Source organism: Novosphingobium sp. HII-3 (assembly GCF_002916655.1).
Classification (GTDB): Bacteria; Pseudomonadota; Alphaproteobacteria; order Sphingomonadales; family Sphingomonadaceae; genus Novosphingobium; species Novosphingobium panipatense.
Genome location: NZ_PPSM01000047.1, coordinates 93,465 through 113,188, shown reverse-complemented (window position 1 = coordinate 113,188; position 19,724 = coordinate 93,465). Strand labels below are relative to the sequence as shown.

The window sequence follows — 19,724 nt, the reverse complement described above, 5'->3', positions numbered from 1 at the left end:
GCTCTCGGTCCCAGGCCGCTCGCGATCGGGACGGTGCCTCACTGAGCCACGCCCTCGATGAGCGGAGCGCTTGCCACTTCGCCAAGGATAGTTTCGCCGGCGACGATCTTCTGGCCCATGAGCACCTTCGGCTCCGTTCCGGCGGGAAGATATACGTCCACGCGGCTGCCGAAGCGGATGAGGCCGACGCGCTGCCCCGCCGCGATAATGTCCCCCGGTTTGACAAACGGCACGATGCGCCGCGCGACAAGTCCTGCGATCTGCGTGAAGCAGATCCGAAGGCCGTCACTGCGCTCAACGAGAATGTGCTGACGCTCGTTCTCTTCGCTGGCCTTGTCGAGGTCCGCGTTCACGAACTTGCCGGGGATGTAGATTACCCGCTTCACGGTACCCGCTATGGGCGTGCGGTTGATGTGGACGTCGAAGACCGACATGAAGATGGAAATGCGCGTGACAGGCTCGCTCGACAGCGGGGCTGCCCCGCTGCCGTCATCCATCGTCAACTCACGCGGTGGCGGCACTTTCCCGATCAGCGTCACGAGCCCGTCAGCAGGCGCCACGATGAAACGGTCGTCCTGTGGGGTTACGCGGATGGGGTCGCGGAAGAAGGCCAGGACGCAAAGGGTCAGCACCGCGAGCGGCCACCCGACCCAAGGCCCCAGGAAGAGCCACGCCACAAGCGCGACGACGCCGGCAATGGCGCCGAACTTGCGGCCCTCCCGGTGAATGGAAGGCCACTGCCACGACGCTTCGCCGCGGCCTTGATTATCGAGTATGTCTCCAGGCATTGCTCTCGTCTAGCCAGTGTGTGTCGTTACCGCAATGCCGCGCGAACAGGCGTTGTTCCCTTGCGAGGGGAAAGCCTGTGCTGGAAACGACGGGAGCCATCTGGCTGAGAGCTGGTGGTGGACAGGGCTAGATTCGAACTAGCGTACGCTTGCGCGGGCAGATTTACAGTCTGCTGCCTTTAACCACTCGGCCACCTGTCCACACCAGTTCACTGGCTGCTGGAAATCCCCGAAAACACGAGAAAATCCGGCGTTGGTCGAAGCGCTTTTCAGCACCTCGTTGCCGAGGACCGCGCCTTTGCCGAACCGAGCCTTGCCTGTCAATGCCCTCCCTGTCACAGGGGGCAAGATTTTTACCAATTCGCGATTTTTTTTCGAAAGGACAGTTGATGAGCAAGCGTGGCGAACGCGGCAACGAAGGCGAAGGCCGCGCGGCGAAACCGCTTCGCGGTCGCGCCGGTCGCATGAAGAACGGCCGCGGCAGCGGACGGGCTTCCACAGGCATGGTTCGCCTATGGGGCCGGCATGCAGTCGAGGCAGCGCTGAAGAATCCGGACCGCAGCCACCGCAAGCTGTGGGCGACACGCGAAGGCGTGGAGTCCCTGGACGGCGAGCTGCCTGCCGACTTCCCGATCGAGTGGGCTCAGCCGGCCGACCTTGGACGACTGGTCGCCAAGGACGCTCCGCACCAGGGACTCGTGCTGGAGTGCGCGCCCTTGGACGACATCTTCCTCGATGACGTGCTGAACGGCGATCCGCTCCGCCCGGTCGTGGTGCTGGACCAGGTCACCGACCCCCACAACGTCGGAGCCATCATGCGCTCCGCCGCGGCCTTCAACGCGTGCTGCATCGTCACGCAGGATCGCCACGCGCCGCCGGAGTCGGGTACGTTGGCGAAGTCGGCCTCGGGCGCGCTGGAGATCTTGCCGTGGGTTCGGGTGGTGAACCTTGCCCGCGCGTTGGAGGAAATCGCGGAAGCAGGCTACTGGCGCATCGGGCTGGACGGCGAGGGCCAGTCCACTCTTGCCGAGGCCCTGCCGGCGGGGCCTGTCGCGCTGGTCATGGGAGCCGAGGGCGACGGCATGCGCCACAACATCGTGCAGCATTGCGACGCGATCGCCCGGCTGCCGATCAGCGAGGCGATGGAGAGCCTCAACGTCAGCAACGCCGCCGCCATCGCCCTTTATGCAACGGCAACGCGCGAGACTGATGGAGCCGCCCAAGCCGCGTGACGCGATGAAGCGCAAGGGAGGTTCGGAGCCTGTGTCCGTACCTCCCCGCCTTCGGCAGGTGCAGGCCGGAAGACTGCAACGAAAAACGCCGCGCCAACCTCTTCAGGCGGCGCGGCGTCATCAAAAAGCCTGCGAAGCGTTGCAGGTCCGGCGTGTCTTAGTTGACCGCGTCCTTCAGGCCCTTGCCAGCCTTGAACTTGGGCTGTGCGGAGGCCTTGATCTCCATCGGTTCGCCGGTGCGGGGGTTGCGGCCGGTGGATGCCTTGCGCTTGGCGACCGAGAACGTGCCGAAGCCTACGAGACGAACTTCATCACCCTTCTTCAGCGCGCCCGAGATCGCCTCGAACACCGATTCGACAGCCTTGGCGGCATCGCTGCGAGTAAGAGCGCTCGAATCCGCGACAGCGCTGATGAGATCGTTCTTGTTCATTATGGGAACCCCCTTAAATTTCAGTGGAGCGGACGTTTTTTGGAAACTGAATCGCCTCAATAGCGACGGAATTGAGCGGGTTTTCCTACGACTGGCAAGGGCCAAAAACGGCCTAAACCCGCAGCTAATCGCGTTTTTTCGCCTGTTCCCCAGACCCACAAGTCCAGTGATGCAGCACGCGTTCAGCGGCGGAGCATGGTCATCATCGCAGGAGGAGGCGCTGCGCTGAAACGATGCGGCCGGAGGTTTCCGGGCCACCGTTTCAGCGGAAGAAAACCACCGCCGAGATCGAGGAAAGGCACAAAAAAGGCGGCCCGAAACCGAACCGCCCTTCGTGCGGCCCTGCCACGAGGGCGGGCCGAGGCCTTCGCTTATGCGTTGGCGTCAGTGACGCGACGCTCGGCGATACGAGCGCGCTTGCCGGTACGACCGCGCAGGTAGTACAGCTTGGCGCGACGCACCACGCCGCGACGCACGACGGTGATGGAGTCGATGTTGGGCGAGTAGAGCGGGAAAACGCGCTCCACGCCTTCGCCGAAGCTCATCTTGCGCACGGTGAAGTTCGAGCCCATGCCACGGTTCGAGCGTGCGATGCACACGCCTTCGTAGGCCTGGACGCGGGTGCGGGTGCCTTCGACAACCTTCACGCCGACACGGACAGTGTCGCCCGGACGGAATTCAGGGATATCCTTTGCAGCCTTGGCGATTTCCTCGGCTTCGATCTGCTGAATCAGGTTCATGAACCCAAATCCTCATTTTTACGCCGCGCGCCAGAGGCAGGTTGGACCCGAGCGTCCCTGTGACGCTCCCAGAGGTCCGGCCTGCGTGACCGAGTGTCATCCTCCGCCTGGTGTTTCCGCCAGGCGGCGATCTTCGCGTGATCCCCCGATCGCAGCACTTCAGGGATCGCACGCCCTTCCCACTCCGTGGGTCGGGTATAGTGCGGGTACTCGAGAAGGCCGTCCTCGAACGATTCCTCGGTACCACTGGAAGGCGCGCCCATTACGCCCGGAAGCAGGCGAATGCAAGCATCGAGTACCATGAGAGCGGCGCATTCGCCGCCCGAAAGCACGATGTCACCGACGGAGATCTCCTCCACGTCGCGACCTTCGAAGATACGCTCGTCGAAGCCCTCGAATCGACCGCAAAGGAGGATGACGCCCGGCCCTTCGGCAAGCTGCCGGATGCGCGCCTGGGATATGGGCCTGCCGCGCGGCGTCATGGCCAGAACGGGAGCACCGGGATTGGTCGCCCGGGCATGGTCGATGGCCGCGGCAAGGATATCGACCTTCAGCACCATTCCGGCGCCGCCCCCGGCGGGCGTATCGTCCACGGTCCGGTGCTTGTCCTTCGCGAAATTGCGCATGTGGACGGGGTCGATGGACCACTTGCCCTCCGACAGGGCGCGGCCGGCAAGACTGACGCCCAGGGGACCGGGAAACATCTCGGGATAGAGCGTGAGGACAGTGGCAGAGAAAGTCATGCCTGCCGCAAAGCGCAATTCGGGCGTGGCAGCAAGAGGCAGTCTTCCTGTCTGACACTCGGGCGGACCTCGGCGGACATCAGGAGGGCCGCCGCAGCCGCCCTCCCGTCCTGCCTTCAGTCTTCCGCGTAAGCGGCGTTGATGACGAGACGCTCCTCGTTCCACTCCGGAACGGCGCCCGGCGTCATCGGCACCATGAACCGGCGGGGCCGCTTGCCGCCGTCACTTTCGGACACAGGACGCTCGATCTCGAGCACGTCACCGGCGCCGAAATTCTCTACCGCGATGCAGCGTCCCAGCGCTTCGCCGGCCTCCGTGAAGGCCGGAAGCCCGATGAGATCGGCGTGGTAGTATTCGCCATCCTCCAGGGCAGGCATCGCCGAACGGGGTACAGTCAGAGCCGTGCCGCGCAGCTTCTCCGCCGCCGTCCGGTCGCGGATCTCGTCGAAGCGGGCGATCGCGCCGCCCTTTCCGTCATCGCGCAGCTTGGCGAGTGTGAGGCTGGAATCGTTGAAGGCGCGGTAGCGCTTGAGCGCCGCCACGCCTTCTCCGAACAGCTTCAGGCGAACTTCGCCTGCCACGCCATGCGCGCCGGAAACGGCCGCAAGCGTGACAGAGCGTTCCTTCTGGCCATCAACCAAGACTTACGCCTCGGTCGTTTCCTCAGTGGCTTCAGCTGCCGGAGCCGCTGCTGCTGCCGCTGCGGCTTCTTCAGCCTCACGTGCCTTCTCGGCCTTTTCTTCAGCGCGCTCCTTGGCCTTCTTGCCGGGCTCCGCCTTCTTCGGGTTCACCGAAGCTGCGCGCTCCTTGATGCCAGCCTTGTCGAGCATACGAGCCACGCGGTCGGTCGGCTGAGCGCCGACGCCGAGCCAGTAGCGAACGCGATCTTCGACCAGACGCACGCGGTTTTCGTCGTCCTTGGCGAGGATCGGGTTATAGGTGCCGACCTGCTCCAGATACTTGCCGTCACGCGGCGCGGTCGCGTTGGCGACGACGATCTTGTAGTACGGACGCTTCTTGGCACCACCGCGCGAGAGACGAATCGAAACTGCCATCTGACTTACCTTTCTGTGATTTCGAAAAGAATGTGATTACTTCTTGAGAAACTTGCTGAGGTCCGGCCCGCCGCCACCCATGAGACCCGGCAGACCGCCGGCTCCGGGGCCAAGGCCCTGACCGCCCAGCCCCGGCATCGCGGCATCCAGGCCGCCCTTGCCGAAGAGAGCCGCCAGCCCCTTGAGGCCGCCCATCTTCTTGATCTGCTTCATGGCCTTCGACATCTCGAGGTGCATCTTGAGCAGCTTGTTGACGTCCTGAACCTGGGTCCCCGAACCGTTGGCAACGCGGATCTTGCGCTTGGCGTTGAGCAGCGCGGGGTTCGCGCGCTCCTTCGGGGTCATCGAACCGATGATCGCGTCCATGCGCAGAAGCACCCGGTCGTCCATGCCGGACTGCTGCATCGCCGCCTTGGCCTTCTTCATGCCCGGCATCATGCCTGCCAGTGCGCCCAGGCCGCCCATGCTCTGCATCTGCTTGAGCTGGGTGCGCAGGTCGTTCATGTCGAACTTGCCCTGCTCCATGCGCTTGGCAAGGGCTTCGGCCTCCTCGACCTTGACCGCCTCGGCCGCCTTCTCGACGATCGAGACGATGTCGCCCATGCCAAGGATGCGGTTGGCGACACGGCTGGGGTGGAAGACCTCAAGGGCGTCCATCTTCTCGCCGGTGCCGGCGAACTTGATCGGCTTGCCGGTGACGGCGCGCATTGACAGAGCCGCACCGCCGCGCGCGTCGCCGTCCATGCGGGTCAGCACGACGCCGGTGAGATCGACCTGCCCGGAGAACGACTGCGCGACGTTGACGGCGTCCTGACCCGTAAGCGAGTCGACCACCAGCAGCGTCTCGCGCGGGTTGGAGATGGCGGCGACGGCCTTCATCTCGTCCATAAGCTGCTGGTCGACGTGGAGGCGGCCCGCCGTATCGAGCAGCAGCACGTCAACCGCCTGGAGGCGCGCGGCCTGCATGGCGCGCGTTGCGATTTCGGTGGGCTGCTGGCCCGCGATGATCGGCAGGGTCGCGACGGAAACCTGCTCGCCCAGGACCTTCAGCTGTTCCTGCGCCGCCGGACGGTTCACGTCCAGCGAGGCCATCATCACCTTCTTGCCCTGCTTCTCCTTGAGAAGCTTGGCGATCTTGGCGGTGCTGGTCGTCTTGCCGGAGCCCTGAAGGCCGACCATCATGATTACGATAGGGGGCACGGCCTCAAGATCGAGGCCGGGAGTCTCTTCACCGCCCAGCGTCTCGATCAGCGCGTCGTTCACGATCTTGACGACCTGCTGGCCCGGAGTGACCGAGCGCAGGACGTTCTGGCCGATCGCCTTTTCAGTCACGCTGTCGATGAAACGGCGCACGACCGGAAGAGCGACGTCCGCTTCGAGCAGCGCGATACGCACTTCGCGCATCGCGTCGAGGACGTCCTGCTCCTTCAGGGCACCGCGGCCACGCAGCTTGTCGAAGACCCCGCCAAGACGATCTGAAAGGCTGTCGAACATGAGGCCGCTCACTCCATCAAACCCGGCGCCGGAACGCCAAAAACGCCGGTGGGCGAAACCTCGCTGACCGGCGTGCATGACCTTATGCGAAAAACGCCGGTGGACGAAACCTCGTCAACCAGCGTGTCGCAGATCATGCGAAACAGTAATGATGAAATGGTGGAGCCGAGGGGGATCGAACCCCTGACCTCTACAATGCCATTGTAGCGCTCTCCCAGCTGAGCTACGGCCCCGTCCATTTCAGCGGATCGACCTGGGTGGTTCGACCCGTTTTCCCTTGCTTTCCGGCGTTTCGAAGAACCGCCTCCGCTTGGGAGGCCGCCCTCTAGTCGGGCTCGAAAATGTTGGCAAGAGGAAAATTTCAGGGCGCCGAATTTTTTCGGCGCCCTTGCACCATCAGTTCTCGATCTCGTCGTCGTCGCCGCCGCCGATGCCAAGATCGTCGTCGCCACCGAGGTCCACATCGTTGTCCGGCGAATCGCCGTCGTCATCGATGTCCAGATCATCTTCGGCGAGGTCGGAGTCTTCCTGCTCGGTCGTTTCCTTCTTCTGGATTTCCTCATAGGGAATCGGCTGCTTCGACTTCAGCACCGGCTCGGGGTGCCATTCGTTCCCGCACTCGATGCAGTGGACCGGGTCATCCTTGCCCAGGTCGTAGAAGCGGGTGCCGCATTTCGGGCAGCCGTGCTTGGCGCCCCATTCAGGCTTGGCCATGGAAAGTCCTCGTCTAGCCCGTCCCCAATGGAGCAGGCGAATAATCCGTCGTCTTGATGGATAGACACGCGCACTTAATCAAGTCCGGCAAGAGCAAGCGCGCGGGTCGCATCAGGGCGCGCGCCTTGCCATAGGCAGCCCGCGCTGTCAAAAGCCGCCCCGTTTTCCTGCCCCGTAGCCGAAAGAGCCGACCTCGTGAGCCACGACACCACGTCCATGCGCCCCCACCGCTTCAGGCCTGCAGGTGCGCTAAAAGGGCGCATCCGGGTTCCCGGCGACAAGTCCATCAGCCACCGCTCGATCATGCTGGGAGCGCTGGCCGTGGGCGAAACCCGCGTGACCGGCTTGCTCGAAGGGGAGGACGTGCTTGCCACGGCCGCCGCGATGCGGGCCATGGGGGCGCAGGTCGAGCGCACGGGCGACGGCGCCTGGTCCGTTCACGGGGTGGGCGTCGGCGCGCTGCTGCAGCCGCAGGGGCCGCTCGATATGGGCAATTCAGGCACATCGACCCGGCTGCTGATGGGACTCGTCGCCAGCCATCCGATCACCGCGACCTTCGTTGGTGACGCGTCGCTGTCCAAGCGGCCCATGGGCCGGGTCGTCGATCCGCTCTCCACCATGGGCGCAAGCTTCGAGGCGACGGTCGGCCCGAAGGGCAGCCAGACGCTGCCGCTCATCCTCAAGGGCGCGTACCCGGCGGTGCCGATCCGCTACCGCCTGCCGATGGCCTCCGCCCAGGTGAAGAGCGCGATCCTGCTGGCCGGGCTCAACACGCCCGGCATCACCACGGTGGTCGAGCCGATACCCACCCGCGATCACTCGGAACGGATGTTGCGCGGCTTCGGCGCGGATCTGTCGGTGGAAACCGATGCGGACGGCGCCCGCGTGATCTCCATCCGTGGCGAAGCGGAGCTGAAGCCCCAAACGATCGAGGTTCCCGGCGACCCCTCGTCCGCCGCGTTCTTCATTGTCGCCGCCCTCATCGTGCCCGGCAGCGAGATGTTGATCGAAAACGTCGGCCTCAACCCCACCCGCGCCGGCATCGTCGAGGTGCTGCGCCAGATGGGTGGATCAATCGAGGAACTGAACCCGCGCGAAGTGGGCGGTGAACCGGTGGCCGACCTGCTGGTGCGCCACTCCGCCCTGAAGGGCATCGCCATCGATCCGAGCATCGTGCCGAGCATGGTGGACGAGTTCCCCGCCCTCTTCGTCGCCGCCGCCCTCGCGGACGGCGTAACCACGACGACAGGACTGGAGGAGCTGCGCGTAAAGGAATCCGACCGCATTTCGGTCATGGCCGCAGCACTCTGCGCGGCGGGTGCAACCGTGATCGAGCAGGAGGACGGTCTCGTCATCACCGGCACCGGCGGTGAGCCGCTTGCCGGGACGGCCGGCGCGATCGCCACGCACCTCGACCACCGCATCGCTATGTCGATGGCCGTCGCCGGCCTCGTCAGCCGCACCGGCGTCGAAGTGGACGACGTCCGCCCGATCGCGACGAGCTTCCCAACCTTCCAGTCCATGCTTGAAGGTCTTGGCGCATGATCATCGCCGTCGATGGACCAACAGCTTCGGGCAAGGGCACCATTGCCAAGGCCCTTGCAGCGCACTTCGGCCTTCCGCATCTCGATACCGGGCTGCTTTACCGCGCTGTCGGCCATCAATGCGTGTTGAACGGCGGCAACCCGGACCACCCTTCCGACGCTCTTGCCGCCTGCGCCTTCCCCGAAAGCCTCCTGCTCGACCCTGAGCTGCGTTCGGAGGCCACGGGCGGTCTCGCCAGCCGTGCCTCCGTCCACCCGGCGGTGCGCGAGGCGCTTTACGACCGCCAACGCCGCTTCGCGCTGCAGCCCGGCGGCGCTGTGCTCGACGGGCGCGACATCGGTACGGTCATCGCGCCCGAAGCCATCGCGAAGCTCTTCGTCGTCGCCTCTGTCGACGCGCGCGCGCATCGGCGCTTCCTGGAGATGCATGCCCACGGGCGTGACGTCTCGCTGGAGGAGATCGCCGCCGACCTCGCTGCGCGCGACGAGCGCGACTGCTCGCGCAAGGACGCCCCGCTCGCGGCCGCCAAGGACGCCGTCGTCATCGACACGTCCACGCTGAAGCGGGAGGAGGCCATCGCCGCCGCCATCGCCGCTGTGGACGCGCTGACTCAGACGGCCGGCTGAACCCGCTTCCAGGGCCGTTCGGGCGACCGCCGCCCTCGCCCAATTTCCTTGCGTTTTGCCCTCTTCAGGCGTAATGGCCGCGGGTCTGGACAGGCCTTGGCCTGGACGGGCGCCGCGACCGGCATCCGGCCGCCGCGGCAGTTCGGCCCTTTTGGCCCGCCTTCTCGCATGGTGCGGATGGCGGAGAAAAGACCGGCGGACCCAACCGCCTGGCCGGAAAATCGAACGAAGGAATGTCTTAATGGCATCTGTTGCCAATCCGACCCGCGACGATTTCGCGAAAATGCTCGACGAACAGCTCGGCGGTGTCGCCGATGACGGTTTCGAAGGCCGCGTCGTCAAGGGTACCGTCACCGCCATCGAAAACGACAAGGCCGTCATCGACGTCGGTCTGAAGAGCGAAGGCCGCGTGTCGCTGCGCGAATTCGCCCGTGGCGAAGACGATCACGGCCTCAAGGTCGGTGACGAAGTTGAAGTTTATGTCGACCGTGTCGAGAACGCCGACGGCGAAGCCATGCTGTCGCGCGACCGCGCCCGCCGCGAAGCCGCATGGGACAAGCTCGAAAACGAGTTCGGCGAAGGCAAGCGCGTCGAAGGCGTGATCTTCGGCCGCGTCAAGGGCGGCTTCACCGTCGACCTCGACGGCGCCGTTGCGTTCCTCCCCGGCTCGCAGGTCGACATCCGCCCCGTGCGCGACGTCACCCCGCTCATGGACGTGCCGCAGCCCTTCCAGATCCTCAAGATGGACCGTCGCCGTGGCAACATCGTCGTCTCGCGCCGCGCGGTCCTCGAAGAAACCCGCGCCGAACAGCGCAGCGAGCTGATCGACAAGCTGAGCGAAGGCCAGGTCATCGACGGCGTCGTCAAGAACATCACCGACTACGGTGCGTTCGTTGACCTCGGCGGCATCGACGGCCTGCTCCATGTCACCGACATGAGCTACAAGCGCGTCAACCACCCGAGCGAAGTGATCGCCATCGGCGACACCGTGAAGGTCCAGATCATCCGCATCAACAGCGAAACCCAGCGCATCTCGCTCGGCATGAAGCAGCTCGAGAGCGATCCGTGGGAAGGCGCTTCGGTCAAGTACCCGGTCGGCGCGAAGCTGTCGGGCACGGTCACGAACATCACCGAATACGGTGCGTTCGTCGAACTCGAGCCGGGCATCGAAGGCCTCGTGCACGTTTCGGAAATGTCCTGGACCAAGAAGAACGTTCACCCCGGCAAGATCGTCTCGACCTCGCAGGAAGTCGAAGTCGTCGTTCTCGAGGTCGATTCGGACAAGCGCCGCATCTCGCTCGGCCTCAAGCAGGCCCAGCAGAACCCCTGGGAAGCGTTCGCAGAGCGTCACCCGGTCGGTTCGCAGGTCGAAGGCGAAGTCAAGAACGCGACCGAATTCGGTCTGTTCATCGGCCTCGACGGCGACGTGGACGGCATGGTCCATATGTCGGACATCGCGTGGGGCATCTCGGGCGAGGACGCCCTGGCCCTGCACCGCAAGGGCGAGCAGGTTTCTGCCGTGGTTCTCGACGTCGACGTGGAGAAGGAGCGCATCTCGCTCGGCATGAAGCAGCTTGAGCGTGGCGCTCCGGCCGCTGGCGGTGCGTCGGCTGCTGAAGGCAACCTGCGCCGTGGCCAGGTCGTCACCGTCACCGTTCTCGAAGTCCGTGACGGCGGCCTCGAAGTTCAGGCTGGCGACGATGGCGCCACCGGCTTCATCAAGCGTTCGGACCTCGGTCGCGACCGTGACGAGCAGCGTCCGGACCGCTTCCAGGTCGGCCAGAAGCTCGACGCCATGGTCACCGGTTTCGATCGTTCCAAGAAGCCGAACTTCTCGGTCAAGGCCCGCCAGCTGGCCGAAGAGAAGGAAGCCGTGGAACAGTACGGTTCGTCCGACTCGGGCGCGTCGCTCGGCGACATCCTCGGCGAGGCTCTGAAGAACCGCTCGTAAGACCGGTTCCGGCCTCACCGATCGGTGAGACAGTGAAAGGCCCGTCCGGAGCGATCCGGGCGGGCTTTCGCTTTGGGGGAACTCGCCTGCAGCCCCGGCTTTGTTCTTGGGGAGCCTCACCCAAGGACGCCGAGCCATGCACGCGAGCCCCTTCCTCATGTTCCAGGGCGATGCGCAAGACGCGCTGATGCTGTGGAAGCGCGCCTTCGCCAGCGCTCTCGAAGTGACGGAACTCGAACGCCACGGCAGCGGCGAATTCGAAGGCCGGGTATCTCTCGCGAGCTTCACGCTGGGAGGGACGCAGTGGCGCGTGTTCGACAGTGCCGTCCCGCACGCCTTCACCTTCACCCCGGCCACGTCGATCCTCGTGGACTGCGACGAGGAGGGCCAGCTGCGCCATGCCGCCTCCGTTCTGGCCCAAGGGGGCAAGGTCATCATGCCGCTCAGCGCAAGCGAGTCGGGCCAGCTGTTCACCTGGATCTGCGACATCCACGGGGTCAGCTGGCAGCTCAGACTGCCCTTCCCCGCCGCCGCCTGAGCGACTACATGCGTCCCGCGAGGAGAGGTGCCATATGCTCGAAGTTCATCAGTTCCCCTGCCTTTCGGACAACTATGGCTATCTGCTTCACGATGCGGATAGCCAGGAAACCGTCTGCATCGATACGCCCGACGCCGACGAGTACCTGCGCCAAGCAGCAGAGCGGGGCTGGCAGATCACGCAGATCTGGAACACGCACTGGCATCCGGACCACGCCGGCGGCAACCTGGCCATCAAGGCGGTAACCGGCTGCCGGATCACCGCCCCCGCCGCTGACGGGAGCCGGATCGAGGGGGCGGACTGCCTCGTCGGTCAGGGCGACGTCGTGTCTCTTGGCGACTGGCGCGCGACGGTGCTGGACGTGGGAGGGCACACCCGCGGACACATCGCCTACTACCTGCCTGACTCCGGCATGGCGTTCGTGGGGGATGCGGTTTTCGCCCTCGGCTGCGGCAGGATGTTCGAAGGCGATCCGGACCAGTTCTGGACTTCGCTGAAGCGGTTGAAAGCCCTTCCGGCAGAGACGATGCTCTACTGCGCGCACGAATACACGGCGTCTAACGCGCGGTTTGCCCTCCATGCTGATCCGGACAACCGCGAACTTCAGCTTTACGCCGAGGAGATCACGCGCAGGCGAAATAACGGCCTTCCGACCGTCCCCGCCAAGCTGGAGCGCGAGTTGAAGACAAACCCCTTCCTACGCGCTGACGACGCCGACATGCAGCGGCGCTGGGGCCATCCCGGTGATCCCGTCGCCACGTTCGCCGCCTTGCGCCTCGCAAAGGACACGTTCTGATGCGCCTTTCGGCAGTCGCGGCAGGGCTGATCGCTCTTGCCACGCTCGCTCCCGGCACCGTGGCAGCCCAGGCCGCCACGGTAGTGACATCCCCTGCGGCCCTGCCTGCGAAGCACGATACACCGCGTGTATTTCTGGGCGGCAGCATTGAAATGGGCGCGGCACGCGACTGGCAGGCAGACCTGATCGCCGCCTTGTCGGACGAGCAGGTCACCGTGCTCAACCCCCGTCGCACGGATTGGGATTCGAATTGGAAGCCGGTGGCATCCGAGCCGAACTTCCGCCAGCAGGTTCAGTGGGAGCTCGCCGCCCTCGAAAGCGCGGACATCATCGTGATGTATCTTGCCCCCGGCACGCAGAGCCCGATCAGCCTTCTGGAGCTCGGCCTGCACGCCCAGAGCGGCAAGATCGTCCTCCTGTGCCCGGAGGGCTTCTGGCGCAAAGGCAACGTGGACATCACCGCCGGGCGCTACGGCATCGAGCAGGTCGCCACGATGGAGAGCCTCGTCAGTGCAGTCCGCGCGCGCCTGAAAACCTGGAAGCGCGGCTGACGTCAGCCGTCAGGAAAGGAGAGCGTGCGGTTCAGCCGCTCCATGACTTCGTCGAGCGGCTCGACCACGGTGACCGAGCGTCCCTCTCCGAACCGGATGCGGGTTCCTTCGGACACCTGTGACACGAACGTGACCTGCGCGGCGTTGACGGCTGTGGCCGTGCGGTCTGCTCCAGTGAACTTCACGAACATGGATCACCTCTCCTTCTTGTCACACAAAGAGTATGACGAGATCGCGCGGTGCGATAGGGGGTAAGGCTCGCCCGGCGCCCCTGGAGCGCGCCACAAGACCTGACGTTTCGGCAACGCTCCGGACACGAGCGAGCCATAGAGCACCGGTGCCTGACCATGAAAGAACGCATGAGCTTCCGCCTAGCCATCACCGCCGCTGCCCTGGCCCTCACCGGCTTTGCAGCCGACGCCCGCGCCGCCACGAGCGAGGACGAACAGGCCTGGATCAACCTTACGGCGACGGGCCCGATCTCCGGCGACATCGTCTATTTCGCCGAGTTCCAGCCACGCTTCGGAGACGGCCTTTCGCGCGTCGATACGCTGCTCCTTCGCGGCGGCGTGGGAGTCAAGCTTTCGCCTGAGGTGACGCTCTATCAGGGCTACGCGCACGTGATTACCCCTGTCGAGGGCGGCCGCGACGTCAATGAGGAGCGCAGCTTCCAGCAGTTGAACCTGGCGCTCGGCAAGCCGCTCGGTGGCGAGCTTTCCTCCCGCACGCGCCTCGAACAGCGCTGGCGCTCGGACGGCCGCGACGTGGGCTGGCGGCTGCGCGAGATGATCCGCTACGAGCACCCGCTGGCGAATACCGACAACCGCCTGAGCGCCCTCGTTTACGCGGAGGGCTTCGCGGCGCTGAACGATACGGATTGGGGAGCCCGCGGTGGCTTCGATCAGCTTCGCAGCTTCATCGGCGCGGAAGTCGGGCTGTCGGGCTCGTCGACGATGGAAATCGGATACCTGAACCAGACGATCAACCAAACCGGAGGGCGCACCCGAATGAACCACGTGGCCTCCGTCTCGTTGTCTTATCGCCACTGAGACGGCGGTTGGCCGAGGTCGCGCCTTCCCGCTCCTCCAGCGGAAAGGCGCGGCCATTCAGAACGGCAGGTTGTAAAGCCGAACCGCGTTGTCCTGCAGGACCTTCCTGCGCACTTCGGGACTGTGGCCGCCAAGCACGTCCTTGAGATGCTCCTGCACGCCCGGATAGAGTGAAGTCGGGTGAGGGAAGTCGGTTTCGAACATGACGTTGTCGACGCCGATGATCTCCAGCAGGTGCTTGGGGGCGACCTTCTCGAACCAGAAGGTGCAGAAGAAATGGTCGCGGAAGTAGTCCCAGGGCTGTTTCTTGAGCACGTCGCGCATGATCGGCAGCATTTCGCGGAACTGATGCTCCAGCGCTTCCACCGCGAAGGGAACCCAGCCTGCACCGCTCTCGATGAGGCCGATCTTGAGGCGGGGGTGACGGTCCAGACGGCCGGAGACCATCCAGTTACCAAGGGTGGCGGCATTGCCGATCGAGAACATCGTCGCGACGACGGACAGCGTCTGCTCGAATTTGAAGCCTTCCCAGGTCAGCGTGTTCGGGTCGATCGCCGCATTCAGGTGGAAGTTGAGCGGCATGCCGGTCGCCTCGCACATCTCGAGGAACGGCGTCCAGTACTCGTGATTGAAGCTGGGCACGCCCACCCGCTCGGGCGTATCGGGCAGCACGAAGCCCTTAAGGCCGATGTCATGGCAGCGCTTCGCCTCGGCTTCCAGGGCCTTTTGGTCCCAGAACGGCAGGTGCGCCATGTTGAAGATGCGCTGGCCTGACGCCTCCTGGAACTCAGCCGAGGCGTCGTTGTAGATCTGCACGATGCGCAGGGCGAGCTCTGGATCGCCGAGGCTCATGAGTGAGCCAGCCTGAGTGACGCCCGAGTTCTGGAAGCAGATCTGCGCGTAAACGCCCATATCGTCCATCGCCTGCAGGCGGGCCTTGAGCTCGTGGCCGCCGGGGTGCGCCTGCTCCAGCTTGGGGAAGGCCAGGCGGCCAAGCAGCTTGTTGTTGTCGGCACGGATGACGTTGCCGCCGAGCGTGCCGAAGTCACGATCGCCCACCAGCCAGCGATCGGTGCCGTTGACCCGCTCGACCCTCGGCATCTTGGCCTTCCACTCTCCGGTGGCGCGGCTGGTGAAGAGGTCCGGCGCCTCAGTGATGTGCGTGTCGGTGTCGACGATCTTGATGCCTTCGAACATCGGGTCGAGGCCGCCCGACTGCGAAGCGTAATCGACTTCGCGGATCACGCCGCCTTCGGTGTACCCTTCAGCCGACCAGTACTTGCGCGCGTTCTGCGCCATTTCCTGGTTGTCAGACTCGGCCATCGCTCAATCTCCCAAAAATCAATGCCTCTCATTTCGCAACCACGTCCGGTTCACACAATCGCGCAGGGCAACGCCGGGACGATGGTTGCAGCCGAAGCCTCAAGAACGGCGGTATTCTGCGGGTTTCGCCACTGCAGCCGCCTTGCCAGGCATCGGACGTCCGGGCATCCTTTTCGTCTGGGGAGAGAAGCATGCCACAACCGCGAACGCTTGACGACATCCGCGTCGATTACGATGCACCTGACAACGTGCCCAAAGACCGCATCGTCGATCTGTCCTTCGCCAACGGCAGTGTGCCGAACGATCTGGTCGATCCTTACGAGCCGTTCGCCTGGCTGAACGGACCTAAGATTCCGCGCCTGCTCTTCAACCCGCCGGTGCAATATGGGCTGGGGGCGATATCGGGCAACCAGCGCGGCAACTGGGTCGTCTCGCACTACGACGACATTGAGCGCGTCTACACCGACAACGACCATTTCTCGAACGCCGGCACCGCCGAGTTCCAGCGCCTGATCGGGGAGACGTTCAAGTCCATCCCGCTCGCCATCGACCCGCCCGATCACCAGAAATACCGCCTCTACCTGATGCCGCACTTCTCCCCGGCACGGATCACCCGTGACCTTGAGCCGCGCATCCGCCGTATTGTCGTCGAGATGATCGACGCCGTGGCCGACAAGGGCGAAGTGGACATGGCGTGGGACTTCGCCCGCGTCTATCCGGTGCGCATCTTCATGGGCCTGATGGGCTTTCCGGAAAAGATGTTCGAGCAGTTCCTGGACTGGGAGTGGGACATCCTGCACTCTGGCGAACTGCCAAAGATGCAGGCGGCGCTGCGCGGCGTTCTCGATTTCCTGCGCGGCTTCATCGCCGAAAAGGAGCGTGAGCCGGACGAACATCTCGTCTCCGCCATCGTCCACGGCAGGATCGAGGGCCGCGCCCCGACCGAGGACGAGAAGATCGGCATGGTCTGGTTCCTCTGGCTTGGCGGGTTGGACACGGTCGCCGCCACGATCGCCCAGATGTACCGACGCATGGCGCTGCAGCCTGAAATCCAGCAGCAGATCCGGGAGCGGCCTGAACTGATCAACGGCGCGGTCGAGGAATTCCTGCGGACCCAGCCGATCCTCTCGTCCGCGCGGTCGGCGACTCGCGATTTCGAATGGCACGGGATTCACGTACGAAAGGGCGATTCCTTCCAGTGCCTCAACCCGGCGGGCAACTTCGATCCCACGCGGTTCGACGATCCACGTACCTTCAACCCCGAGCGCAAGGCCAACCGCCACTTCACCTTCGTGGGCGGCGTACACATCTGCCTTGGTGCGCATCTGGCGCGGCGGGAACTGCGGGTGCTTCTGGAGGAGTGGTTCCAGCGCATCCCGGAATTCCGCGTCAAGCCGGGAGCTGACACCACGGTGTTCCCGGGGCTGCTCTCGATCCGCAACCTGCCGCTCGTCTGGGACGTCCCCGTCTCCACGCCCTAATCAGGCCTCCCGCGCCGCGTCGGCCCGGGAGCATCAGTCCAGGTGGTAGTTCGGCAGGCCGTCAAGGGCGTGACGCAGCGCCTCGCTCCAGCTGGTCGAGACGGAGCGGAAGTACGGGTCCGCCTCGTCGATCCGGCGTTCGTGAAGAGGGGCGAACTTGTCCCGCTCGATCACCAGAAGATCGAGCGGCAGCCCCACCGACAGGTTTGCCTTCAGCGTCGAATCGAACGAAACGGTCAGCAGCTTGATCGCGCTTTCGAAGCTCATGGTGCGGTCATAGCCGCGGATGAGGATCGGCCGGCCGTACTTGGTCTCCCCGATCTGAAAGAACGGCGTATCGAAGCTGGCTTCGATGAAGTTACCTTCCGGGTAGATCAGGAAGAGCCGCGGTTCCATGCCCTTGATCTGCCCGGCCACGATCATGGACGCGCTGAAGGTTCCCGCCGCGCGTTGGCCATTGTCCGAGGCGCGTTCCGAAATGATGTCCTGCAGCAGGTTGCCGACGATGGAGGCCACCCGAAACATCGTAGGCGCCTCCAGAAGGGAGTTATGTCGCTCCGACGGCGCCTTGTTCCGGTCTTCCAACTGGCTGATGACAGACTGCGTGGTGGCGAGATTGCCGGCGCTCATCACGGTGATGATCCGCTCGCCGGGGACCTCCCAGTGATACATCTTGCGAAAGGTTGAGATGTTGTCGACGCCCGAGTTCGTTCGAGTGTCACTCATGAGGACAAGCCCCCGATCAAGCATCATGCCGACGCAATAAGTCATTTCTACCTTCTGAACCCTACGCGACCCGTTCCCGCGCCCCCACGGCGCGGGGCGGCCCTTTTCAGCCGCCTTGCACCTGCTGCTGCCCATCCGAGGTGGATTGCTGCTGCTGCTGTCCTACCTGATTCTCACCTACCGTTACATGAACGTGCAGGCGGGTTTCCCCCGCTCCCCGCGTTATGCCGGTGATCGGGGCGGCTTCGGAATAGTCGCAGCCGCTGGCGACGCGCACGTAGCGCTCATCGGGACAGATGGCGTTCGATATATCGAATCCCACCCAGCCCAGACCCGGGACATGGGCTTCGGCCCAGCCGTGTCCGGCCTCCTGCTCCACCCTGTCGTCCATACGCAGGTATCCGCCGACGTAGCGCATCGGGATATCGATCAGGCGCCCTGCCGCCAGGAATATATGCGCGTGATCCTGGCACACGCCCTTCCCCGCCGACAGCGCCTGCTCCGCCGTGGTCTGCGCGTCCGTCGTGCCGGGGACGTATTCCACCTGCTCCCCGATGACGCGCGACAGGGTGTGCAGGTAACTGAGCACATTGGTCCGATCCGCCTCTATGCCTGCCAGCAGCTGCCGCACCTTCGGCCCGGGCTTCGTAAGGGGCGTCGGCCGCAGGAAGCACCAGAGCGGCATCAGACCCGTGTTGGCTCCGATCACCCCGTGGTTGTCAACGGTGCGCACCGTCCCTTCACAGGTGACCACCACTTCGGGACTGCCGGGATCAATGGAGACAAGATCGACGTGGTTGTGGTGCTGGTCTTCGTATGATGCCTGCGGTGTGGCGCCGGTGATATCCATCCGCCACTCGATCACGTCCTGGCCATGAGTGGACTTCGGCTTCAGCCGCAGCCGCTGCAGGCCGTGGGTCACCTTGTCAGCGAAGACGTAGCGCGTGGTGTGTTTGATGGTCAGGAGCACGTCGACCCCTCCTATTCGATGAACCGGTAATCAGCGGCGATGGCGCTGCTGAGTTCGACGGTCTTGCCAATGAACTCCTGCAGGAATTCGTGCAGGCCAGCGTCGAAGATCGTGTCGATGGTAGTCTGGTGCAGCTTCGCGCGCGAATCGCGCAGCAGGGCGTGTGCTGGCCCTTCGCGACCGTATTCCTTGGCCAGCCCGGCCATGTTGCTGCCAATCTTTTCATAGCAGAACACCAGGCTGCGCGGGAACTGCTCGTCCAGGATCAGGAACCGGGCGATGCCGCGCGGGTCCATGGCGCCCGCGTTCAGCCAGGAGTAGGCGCGATTGCCCGCGACCGAGCGCAGCAGCGTGTCCCACTGCACATTGTCGAGGCTTGACCCCACCCAGGCTGCGGACGGCAGCAGCACGTAGTACTTCACGTCAAGAATGCGCGCGGTGCTGTCTGCACGCTCTATGAAGGTACCAATGCGCGAGAAGTTGAAGACCTCGTTGCGCAGCATCGTTCCCTCAAGCGCGCCGCGCACCAGCGTTCCGGTGCGGCGGATCTGCATCAGGACTTCACCCAGGCTGGTTTCACGCACCGGACGCGAAAGCAGGTCGCGCAAGCACATCCAGCCCTCGTTCGTGGTTTCCCACACGGCGTTGGTCAGGCTGGTGCGGACGAGGCGCGCGTTGGTGCGGGCATTCTCCACCATCGACAGGACGGACGCCGGATTGCTCTTTTCCCGCAGCAGGAAATTGAAGACCTGCGGGCCGGTGAAGGTGTTGTGAAGGGCGCAATAGCTCTCGAGCTGGCCGGTGGTGATGAGAACCGACTTCCACTCCTCGTCCTGCGACTGCCGGCTTCCACGTGTGAGGGCGAGGTGAAAGCCCACGTCGATCAGACGCGCGGTATTCTCCGCCCGCTCCAGGTAGCGGCTCATCCAGTAAACGCCGTTCGCGGCACGCCCCAGCATCAGAAATCGCCTC

General features: G+C 64.5%; 22 protein-coding genes and 2 tRNA genes. 9 read left to right on the top strand and 15 right to left on the bottom strand.

What is annotated here, in order from left to right; all coding sequences use genetic code 11:
• Window positions 1-38: 38 nt before the first annotated feature.
• Both C2R25_RS15710 and C2R25_RS15705 read right to left on the bottom strand, forming a co-directional pair.
• Entirely contained in the window at window positions 39-788 is a 750-nt protein-coding gene (locus C2R25_RS15710; RefSeq protein WP_103730098.1) for a phosphatidylserine decarboxylase, read from the bottom strand.
• A 115-nt stretch (window positions 789-903) separates the two neighbouring features.
• Window positions 904-989, bottom strand: a tRNA-Tyr gene (locus C2R25_RS15705).
• 188 nt (window positions 990-1,177) lie between these two features.
• On the opposite strand from C2R25_RS15705, the gene C2R25_RS15700 reads away from it, so the two are divergent.
• A complete protein-coding gene (locus C2R25_RS15700) occupies window positions 1,178-2,020 on the top strand; it encodes an RNA methyltransferase (RefSeq protein WP_103730097.1) in 843 nt (280 codons plus the stop codon).
• Between the two features lie 157 nt (window positions 2,021-2,177).
• Here the strand turns inward: C2R25_RS15700 and C2R25_RS15695 are convergent, their stop codons facing one another.
• The 8 genes from C2R25_RS15695 to C2R25_RS15660 form a co-directional block, all read right to left on the bottom strand.
• Complete coding sequence (locus tag C2R25_RS15695; protein ID WP_103730096.1) at window positions 2,178-2,450, bottom strand: HU family DNA-binding protein; 273 nt, start codon at window positions 2,448-2,450, stop codon at window positions 2,178-2,180.
• Window positions 2,451-2,821: 371 nt separating this feature from the next.
• Window positions 2,822-3,190: a 50S ribosomal protein L19 gene (gene rplS / locus C2R25_RS15690; RefSeq protein WP_103730095.1), complete on the bottom strand. Its 369-nt coding sequence runs from the start codon at window positions 3,188-3,190 to the stop codon at window positions 2,822-2,824.
• The gene (gene trmD / locus C2R25_RS15685; RefSeq protein WP_103730171.1) at window positions 3,187-3,933 is read right to left on the bottom strand and encodes a tRNA (guanosine(37)-N1)-methyltransferase TrmD; all 747 of its coding nucleotides are present in this window, start codon (window positions 3,931-3,933) and stop codon (window positions 3,187-3,189) included. The genes rplS and trmD overlap by 4 nt, the downstream gene beginning before the upstream one ends.
• A gap of 116 nt (window positions 3,934-4,049) precedes the next feature.
• Window positions 4,050-4,574 carry a ribosome maturation factor RimM gene (gene rimM, locus C2R25_RS15680; protein WP_103730094.1) on the bottom strand — a complete coding sequence of 175 codons (525 nt, stop codon included), beginning with the start codon at window positions 4,572-4,574 and terminating at the stop codon, window positions 4,050-4,052.
• Between the two features lie 3 nt (window positions 4,575-4,577).
• On the bottom strand, window positions 4,578-4,988 hold the full coding sequence (rpsP, locus tag C2R25_RS15675; protein ID WP_103730093.1) for a 30S ribosomal protein S16: 411 nt from the start codon (window positions 4,986-4,988) through the stop codon (window positions 4,578-4,580).
• Window positions 4,989-5,024: 36 nt separating this feature from the next.
• Window positions 5,025-6,482 (bottom strand): signal recognition particle protein, encoded by a 1,458-nt coding sequence (gene ffh / locus C2R25_RS15670; RefSeq protein WP_103730092.1) that lies wholly within the window; start codon window positions 6,480-6,482, stop codon window positions 5,025-5,027.
• Window positions 6,483-6,639: 157 nt separating this feature from the next.
• Window positions 6,640-6,715 (bottom strand) — tRNA-Ala (locus C2R25_RS15665).
• 163 nt (window positions 6,716-6,878) lie between these two features.
• Complete coding sequence (locus C2R25_RS15660; RefSeq protein WP_103730091.1) at window positions 6,879-7,196, bottom strand: TIGR02300 family protein; 318 nt, start codon at window positions 7,194-7,196, stop codon at window positions 6,879-6,881.
• 216 nt (window positions 7,197-7,412) lie between these two features.
• On the opposite strand from C2R25_RS15660, the gene aroA reads away from it, so the two are divergent.
• The 6 genes from aroA (at window position 7,413) to C2R25_RS15630 (ending at window position 13,203) form a co-directional block, all read left to right on the top strand.
• Window positions 7,413-8,741 (top strand): 3-phosphoshikimate 1-carboxyvinyltransferase, encoded by a 1,329-nt coding sequence (aroA, locus tag C2R25_RS15655; RefSeq protein WP_103730090.1) that lies wholly within the window; start codon window positions 7,413-7,415, stop codon window positions 8,739-8,741.
• On the top strand, window positions 8,738-9,367 hold the full coding sequence (locus tag C2R25_RS15650; protein WP_103730089.1) for a d(CMP) kinase: 630 nt from the start codon (window positions 8,738-8,740) through the stop codon (window positions 9,365-9,367). Before aroA ends, C2R25_RS15650 begins: the two co-directional genes overlap by 4 nt.
• Window positions 9,368-9,608: 241 nt before the next feature.
• Complete coding sequence (gene rpsA, locus C2R25_RS15645; RefSeq protein ID WP_103730088.1) at window positions 9,609-11,318, top strand: 30S ribosomal protein S1; 1,710 nt, start codon at window positions 9,609-9,611, stop codon at window positions 11,316-11,318.
• Between the two features lie 136 nt (window positions 11,319-11,454).
• On the top strand, window positions 11,455-11,856 hold the full coding sequence (locus tag C2R25_RS15640; RefSeq protein ID WP_103730087.1) for a VOC family protein: 402 nt from the start codon (window positions 11,455-11,457) through the stop codon (window positions 11,854-11,856).
• 34 nt (window positions 11,857-11,890) lie between these two features.
• Window positions 11,891-12,652 (top strand): hydroxyacylglutathione hydrolase, encoded by a 762-nt coding sequence (gene gloB, locus C2R25_RS15635; protein WP_103730086.1) that lies wholly within the window; start codon window positions 11,891-11,893, stop codon window positions 12,650-12,652.
• Window positions 12,652-13,203 (top strand): nucleoside 2-deoxyribosyltransferase domain-containing protein, encoded by a 552-nt coding sequence (locus C2R25_RS15630; RefSeq protein ID WP_233204063.1) that lies wholly within the window; start codon window positions 12,652-12,654, stop codon window positions 13,201-13,203. Before gloB ends, C2R25_RS15630 begins: the two co-directional genes overlap by 1 nt.
• Window positions 13,204-13,205: 2 nt before the next feature.
• Here C2R25_RS15630 and C2R25_RS15625 read toward each other — a convergent pair whose 3' ends face one another.
• Window positions 13,206-13,394 carry a hypothetical protein gene (locus tag C2R25_RS15625; protein ID WP_103730084.1) on the bottom strand — a complete coding sequence of 63 codons (189 nt, stop codon included), beginning with the start codon at window positions 13,392-13,394 and terminating at the stop codon, window positions 13,206-13,208.
• A gap of 168 nt (window positions 13,395-13,562) precedes the next feature.
• Here C2R25_RS15625 and C2R25_RS15620 point away from each other — a divergent pair, with 168 nt between their 5' ends.
• The gene (locus C2R25_RS15620; protein WP_233204061.1) at window positions 13,563-14,252 is read left to right on the top strand and encodes a DUF2490 domain-containing protein; all 690 of its coding nucleotides are present in this window, start codon (window positions 13,563-13,565) and stop codon (window positions 14,250-14,252) included.
• 57 nt (window positions 14,253-14,309) lie between these two features.
• On the opposite strand, the gene C2R25_RS15615 is transcribed toward C2R25_RS15620, so the two are convergent.
• Complete coding sequence (locus C2R25_RS15615) at window positions 14,310-15,575, bottom strand: amidohydrolase family protein (RefSeq protein ID WP_103730082.1); 1,266 nt, start codon at window positions 15,573-15,575, stop codon at window positions 14,310-14,312.
• A gap of 191 nt (window positions 15,576-15,766) precedes the next feature.
• Here C2R25_RS15615 and C2R25_RS15610 point away from each other — a divergent pair, with 191 nt between their 5' ends.
• On the top strand, window positions 15,767-17,056 hold the full coding sequence (locus C2R25_RS15610; protein WP_103730081.1) for a cytochrome P450: 1,290 nt from the start codon (window positions 15,767-15,769) through the stop codon (window positions 17,054-17,056).
• Between the two features lie 33 nt (window positions 17,057-17,089).
• Here the strand turns inward: C2R25_RS15610 and C2R25_RS15605 are convergent, their stop codons facing one another.
• The 3 genes from C2R25_RS15605 to C2R25_RS15595 all read right to left on the bottom strand — a co-directional run bounded on the left by C2R25_RS15605 (window position 17,090) and on the right by C2R25_RS15595 (window position 19,711).
• The gene (locus C2R25_RS15605; protein ID WP_103730080.1) at window positions 17,090-17,827 is read right to left on the bottom strand and encodes a proteasome-type protease; all 738 of its coding nucleotides are present in this window, start codon (window positions 17,825-17,827) and stop codon (window positions 17,090-17,092) included.
• 61 nt (window positions 17,828-17,888) lie between these two features.
• A complete protein-coding gene (locus C2R25_RS15600; protein ID WP_103730079.1) occupies window positions 17,889-18,752 on the bottom strand; it encodes a transglutaminase family protein in 864 nt (287 codons plus the stop codon).
• An 11-nt stretch (window positions 18,753-18,763) separates the two neighbouring features.
• Window positions 18,764-19,711 carry an alpha-E domain-containing protein gene (locus tag C2R25_RS15595; protein WP_103730078.1) on the bottom strand — a complete coding sequence of 316 codons (948 nt, stop codon included), beginning with the start codon at window positions 19,709-19,711 and terminating at the stop codon, window positions 18,764-18,766.
• Window positions 19,712-19,724: the final 13 nt, after the last annotated feature.

What these genes read in the sequence shown, in the direction of transcription:
- C2R25_RS15710 (WP_103730098.1), bottom strand. Translation starts at nt 788, where the DNA reads ATGCCTGGAGACATACTCGATAATCAAGGCCGCGGCGAAGCGTCGTGG.
- C2R25_RS15700 (WP_103730097.1), top strand. Translation starts at nt 1,178, where the DNA reads ATGAGCAAGCGTGGCGAACGCGGCAACGAAGGCGAAGGCCGCGCGGCG.
- C2R25_RS15695 (WP_103730096.1), bottom strand. Translation starts at nt 2,450, where the DNA reads ATGAACAAGAACGATCTCATCAGCGCTGTCGCGGATTCGAGCGCTCTT.
- rplS (WP_103730095.1), bottom strand. Translation starts at nt 3,190, where the DNA reads ATGAACCTGATTCAGCAGATCGAAGCCGAGGAAATCGCCAAGGCTGCA.
- trmD (WP_103730171.1), bottom strand. Translation starts at nt 3,933, where the DNA reads ATGACTTTCTCTGCCACTGTCCTCACGCTCTATCCCGAGATGTTTCCC.
- rpsP (WP_103730093.1), bottom strand. Translation starts at nt 4,988, where the DNA reads ATGGCAGTTTCGATTCGTCTCTCGCGCGGTGGTGCCAAGAAGCGTCCG.
- ffh (WP_103730092.1), bottom strand. Translation starts at nt 6,482, where the DNA reads ATGTTCGACAGCCTTTCAGATCGTCTTGGCGGGGTCTTCGACAAGCTG.
- C2R25_RS15660 (WP_103730091.1), bottom strand. Translation starts at nt 7,196, where the DNA reads ATGGCCAAGCCTGAATGGGGCGCCAAGCACGGCTGCCCGAAATGCGGC.
- aroA (WP_103730090.1), top strand. Translation starts at nt 7,413, where the DNA reads ATGCGCCCCCACCGCTTCAGGCCTGCAGGTGCGCTAAAAGGGCGCATC.
- C2R25_RS15650 (WP_103730089.1), top strand. Translation starts at nt 8,738, where the DNA reads ATGATCATCGCCGTCGATGGACCAACAGCTTCGGGCAAGGGCACCATT.
- rpsA (WP_103730088.1), top strand. Translation starts at nt 9,609, where the DNA reads ATGGCATCTGTTGCCAATCCGACCCGCGACGATTTCGCGAAAATGCTC.
- C2R25_RS15640 (WP_103730087.1), top strand. Translation starts at nt 11,455, where the DNA reads ATGCACGCGAGCCCCTTCCTCATGTTCCAGGGCGATGCGCAAGACGCG.
- gloB (WP_103730086.1), top strand. Translation starts at nt 11,891, where the DNA reads ATGCTCGAAGTTCATCAGTTCCCCTGCCTTTCGGACAACTATGGCTAT.
- C2R25_RS15630 (WP_233204063.1), top strand. Translation starts at nt 12,652, where the DNA reads ATGCGCCTTTCGGCAGTCGCGGCAGGGCTGATCGCTCTTGCCACGCTC.
- C2R25_RS15625 (WP_103730084.1), bottom strand. Translation starts at nt 13,394, where the DNA reads ATGTTCGTGAAGTTCACTGGAGCAGACCGCACGGCCACAGCCGTCAAC.
- C2R25_RS15620 (WP_233204061.1), top strand. Translation starts at nt 13,563, where the DNA reads ATGAGCTTCCGCCTAGCCATCACCGCCGCTGCCCTGGCCCTCACCGGC.
- C2R25_RS15615 (WP_103730082.1), bottom strand. Translation starts at nt 15,575, where the DNA reads ATGGCCGAGTCTGACAACCAGGAAATGGCGCAGAACGCGCGCAAGTAC.
- C2R25_RS15610 (WP_103730081.1), top strand. Translation starts at nt 15,767, where the DNA reads ATGCCACAACCGCGAACGCTTGACGACATCCGCGTCGATTACGATGCA.
- C2R25_RS15605 (WP_103730080.1), bottom strand. Translation starts at nt 17,827, where the DNA reads ATGACTTATTGCGTCGGCATGATGCTTGATCGGGGGCTTGTCCTCATG.
- C2R25_RS15595 (WP_103730078.1), bottom strand. Translation starts at nt 19,711, where the DNA reads ATGCTGGGGCGTGCCGCGAACGGCGTTTACTGGATGAGCCGCTACCTG.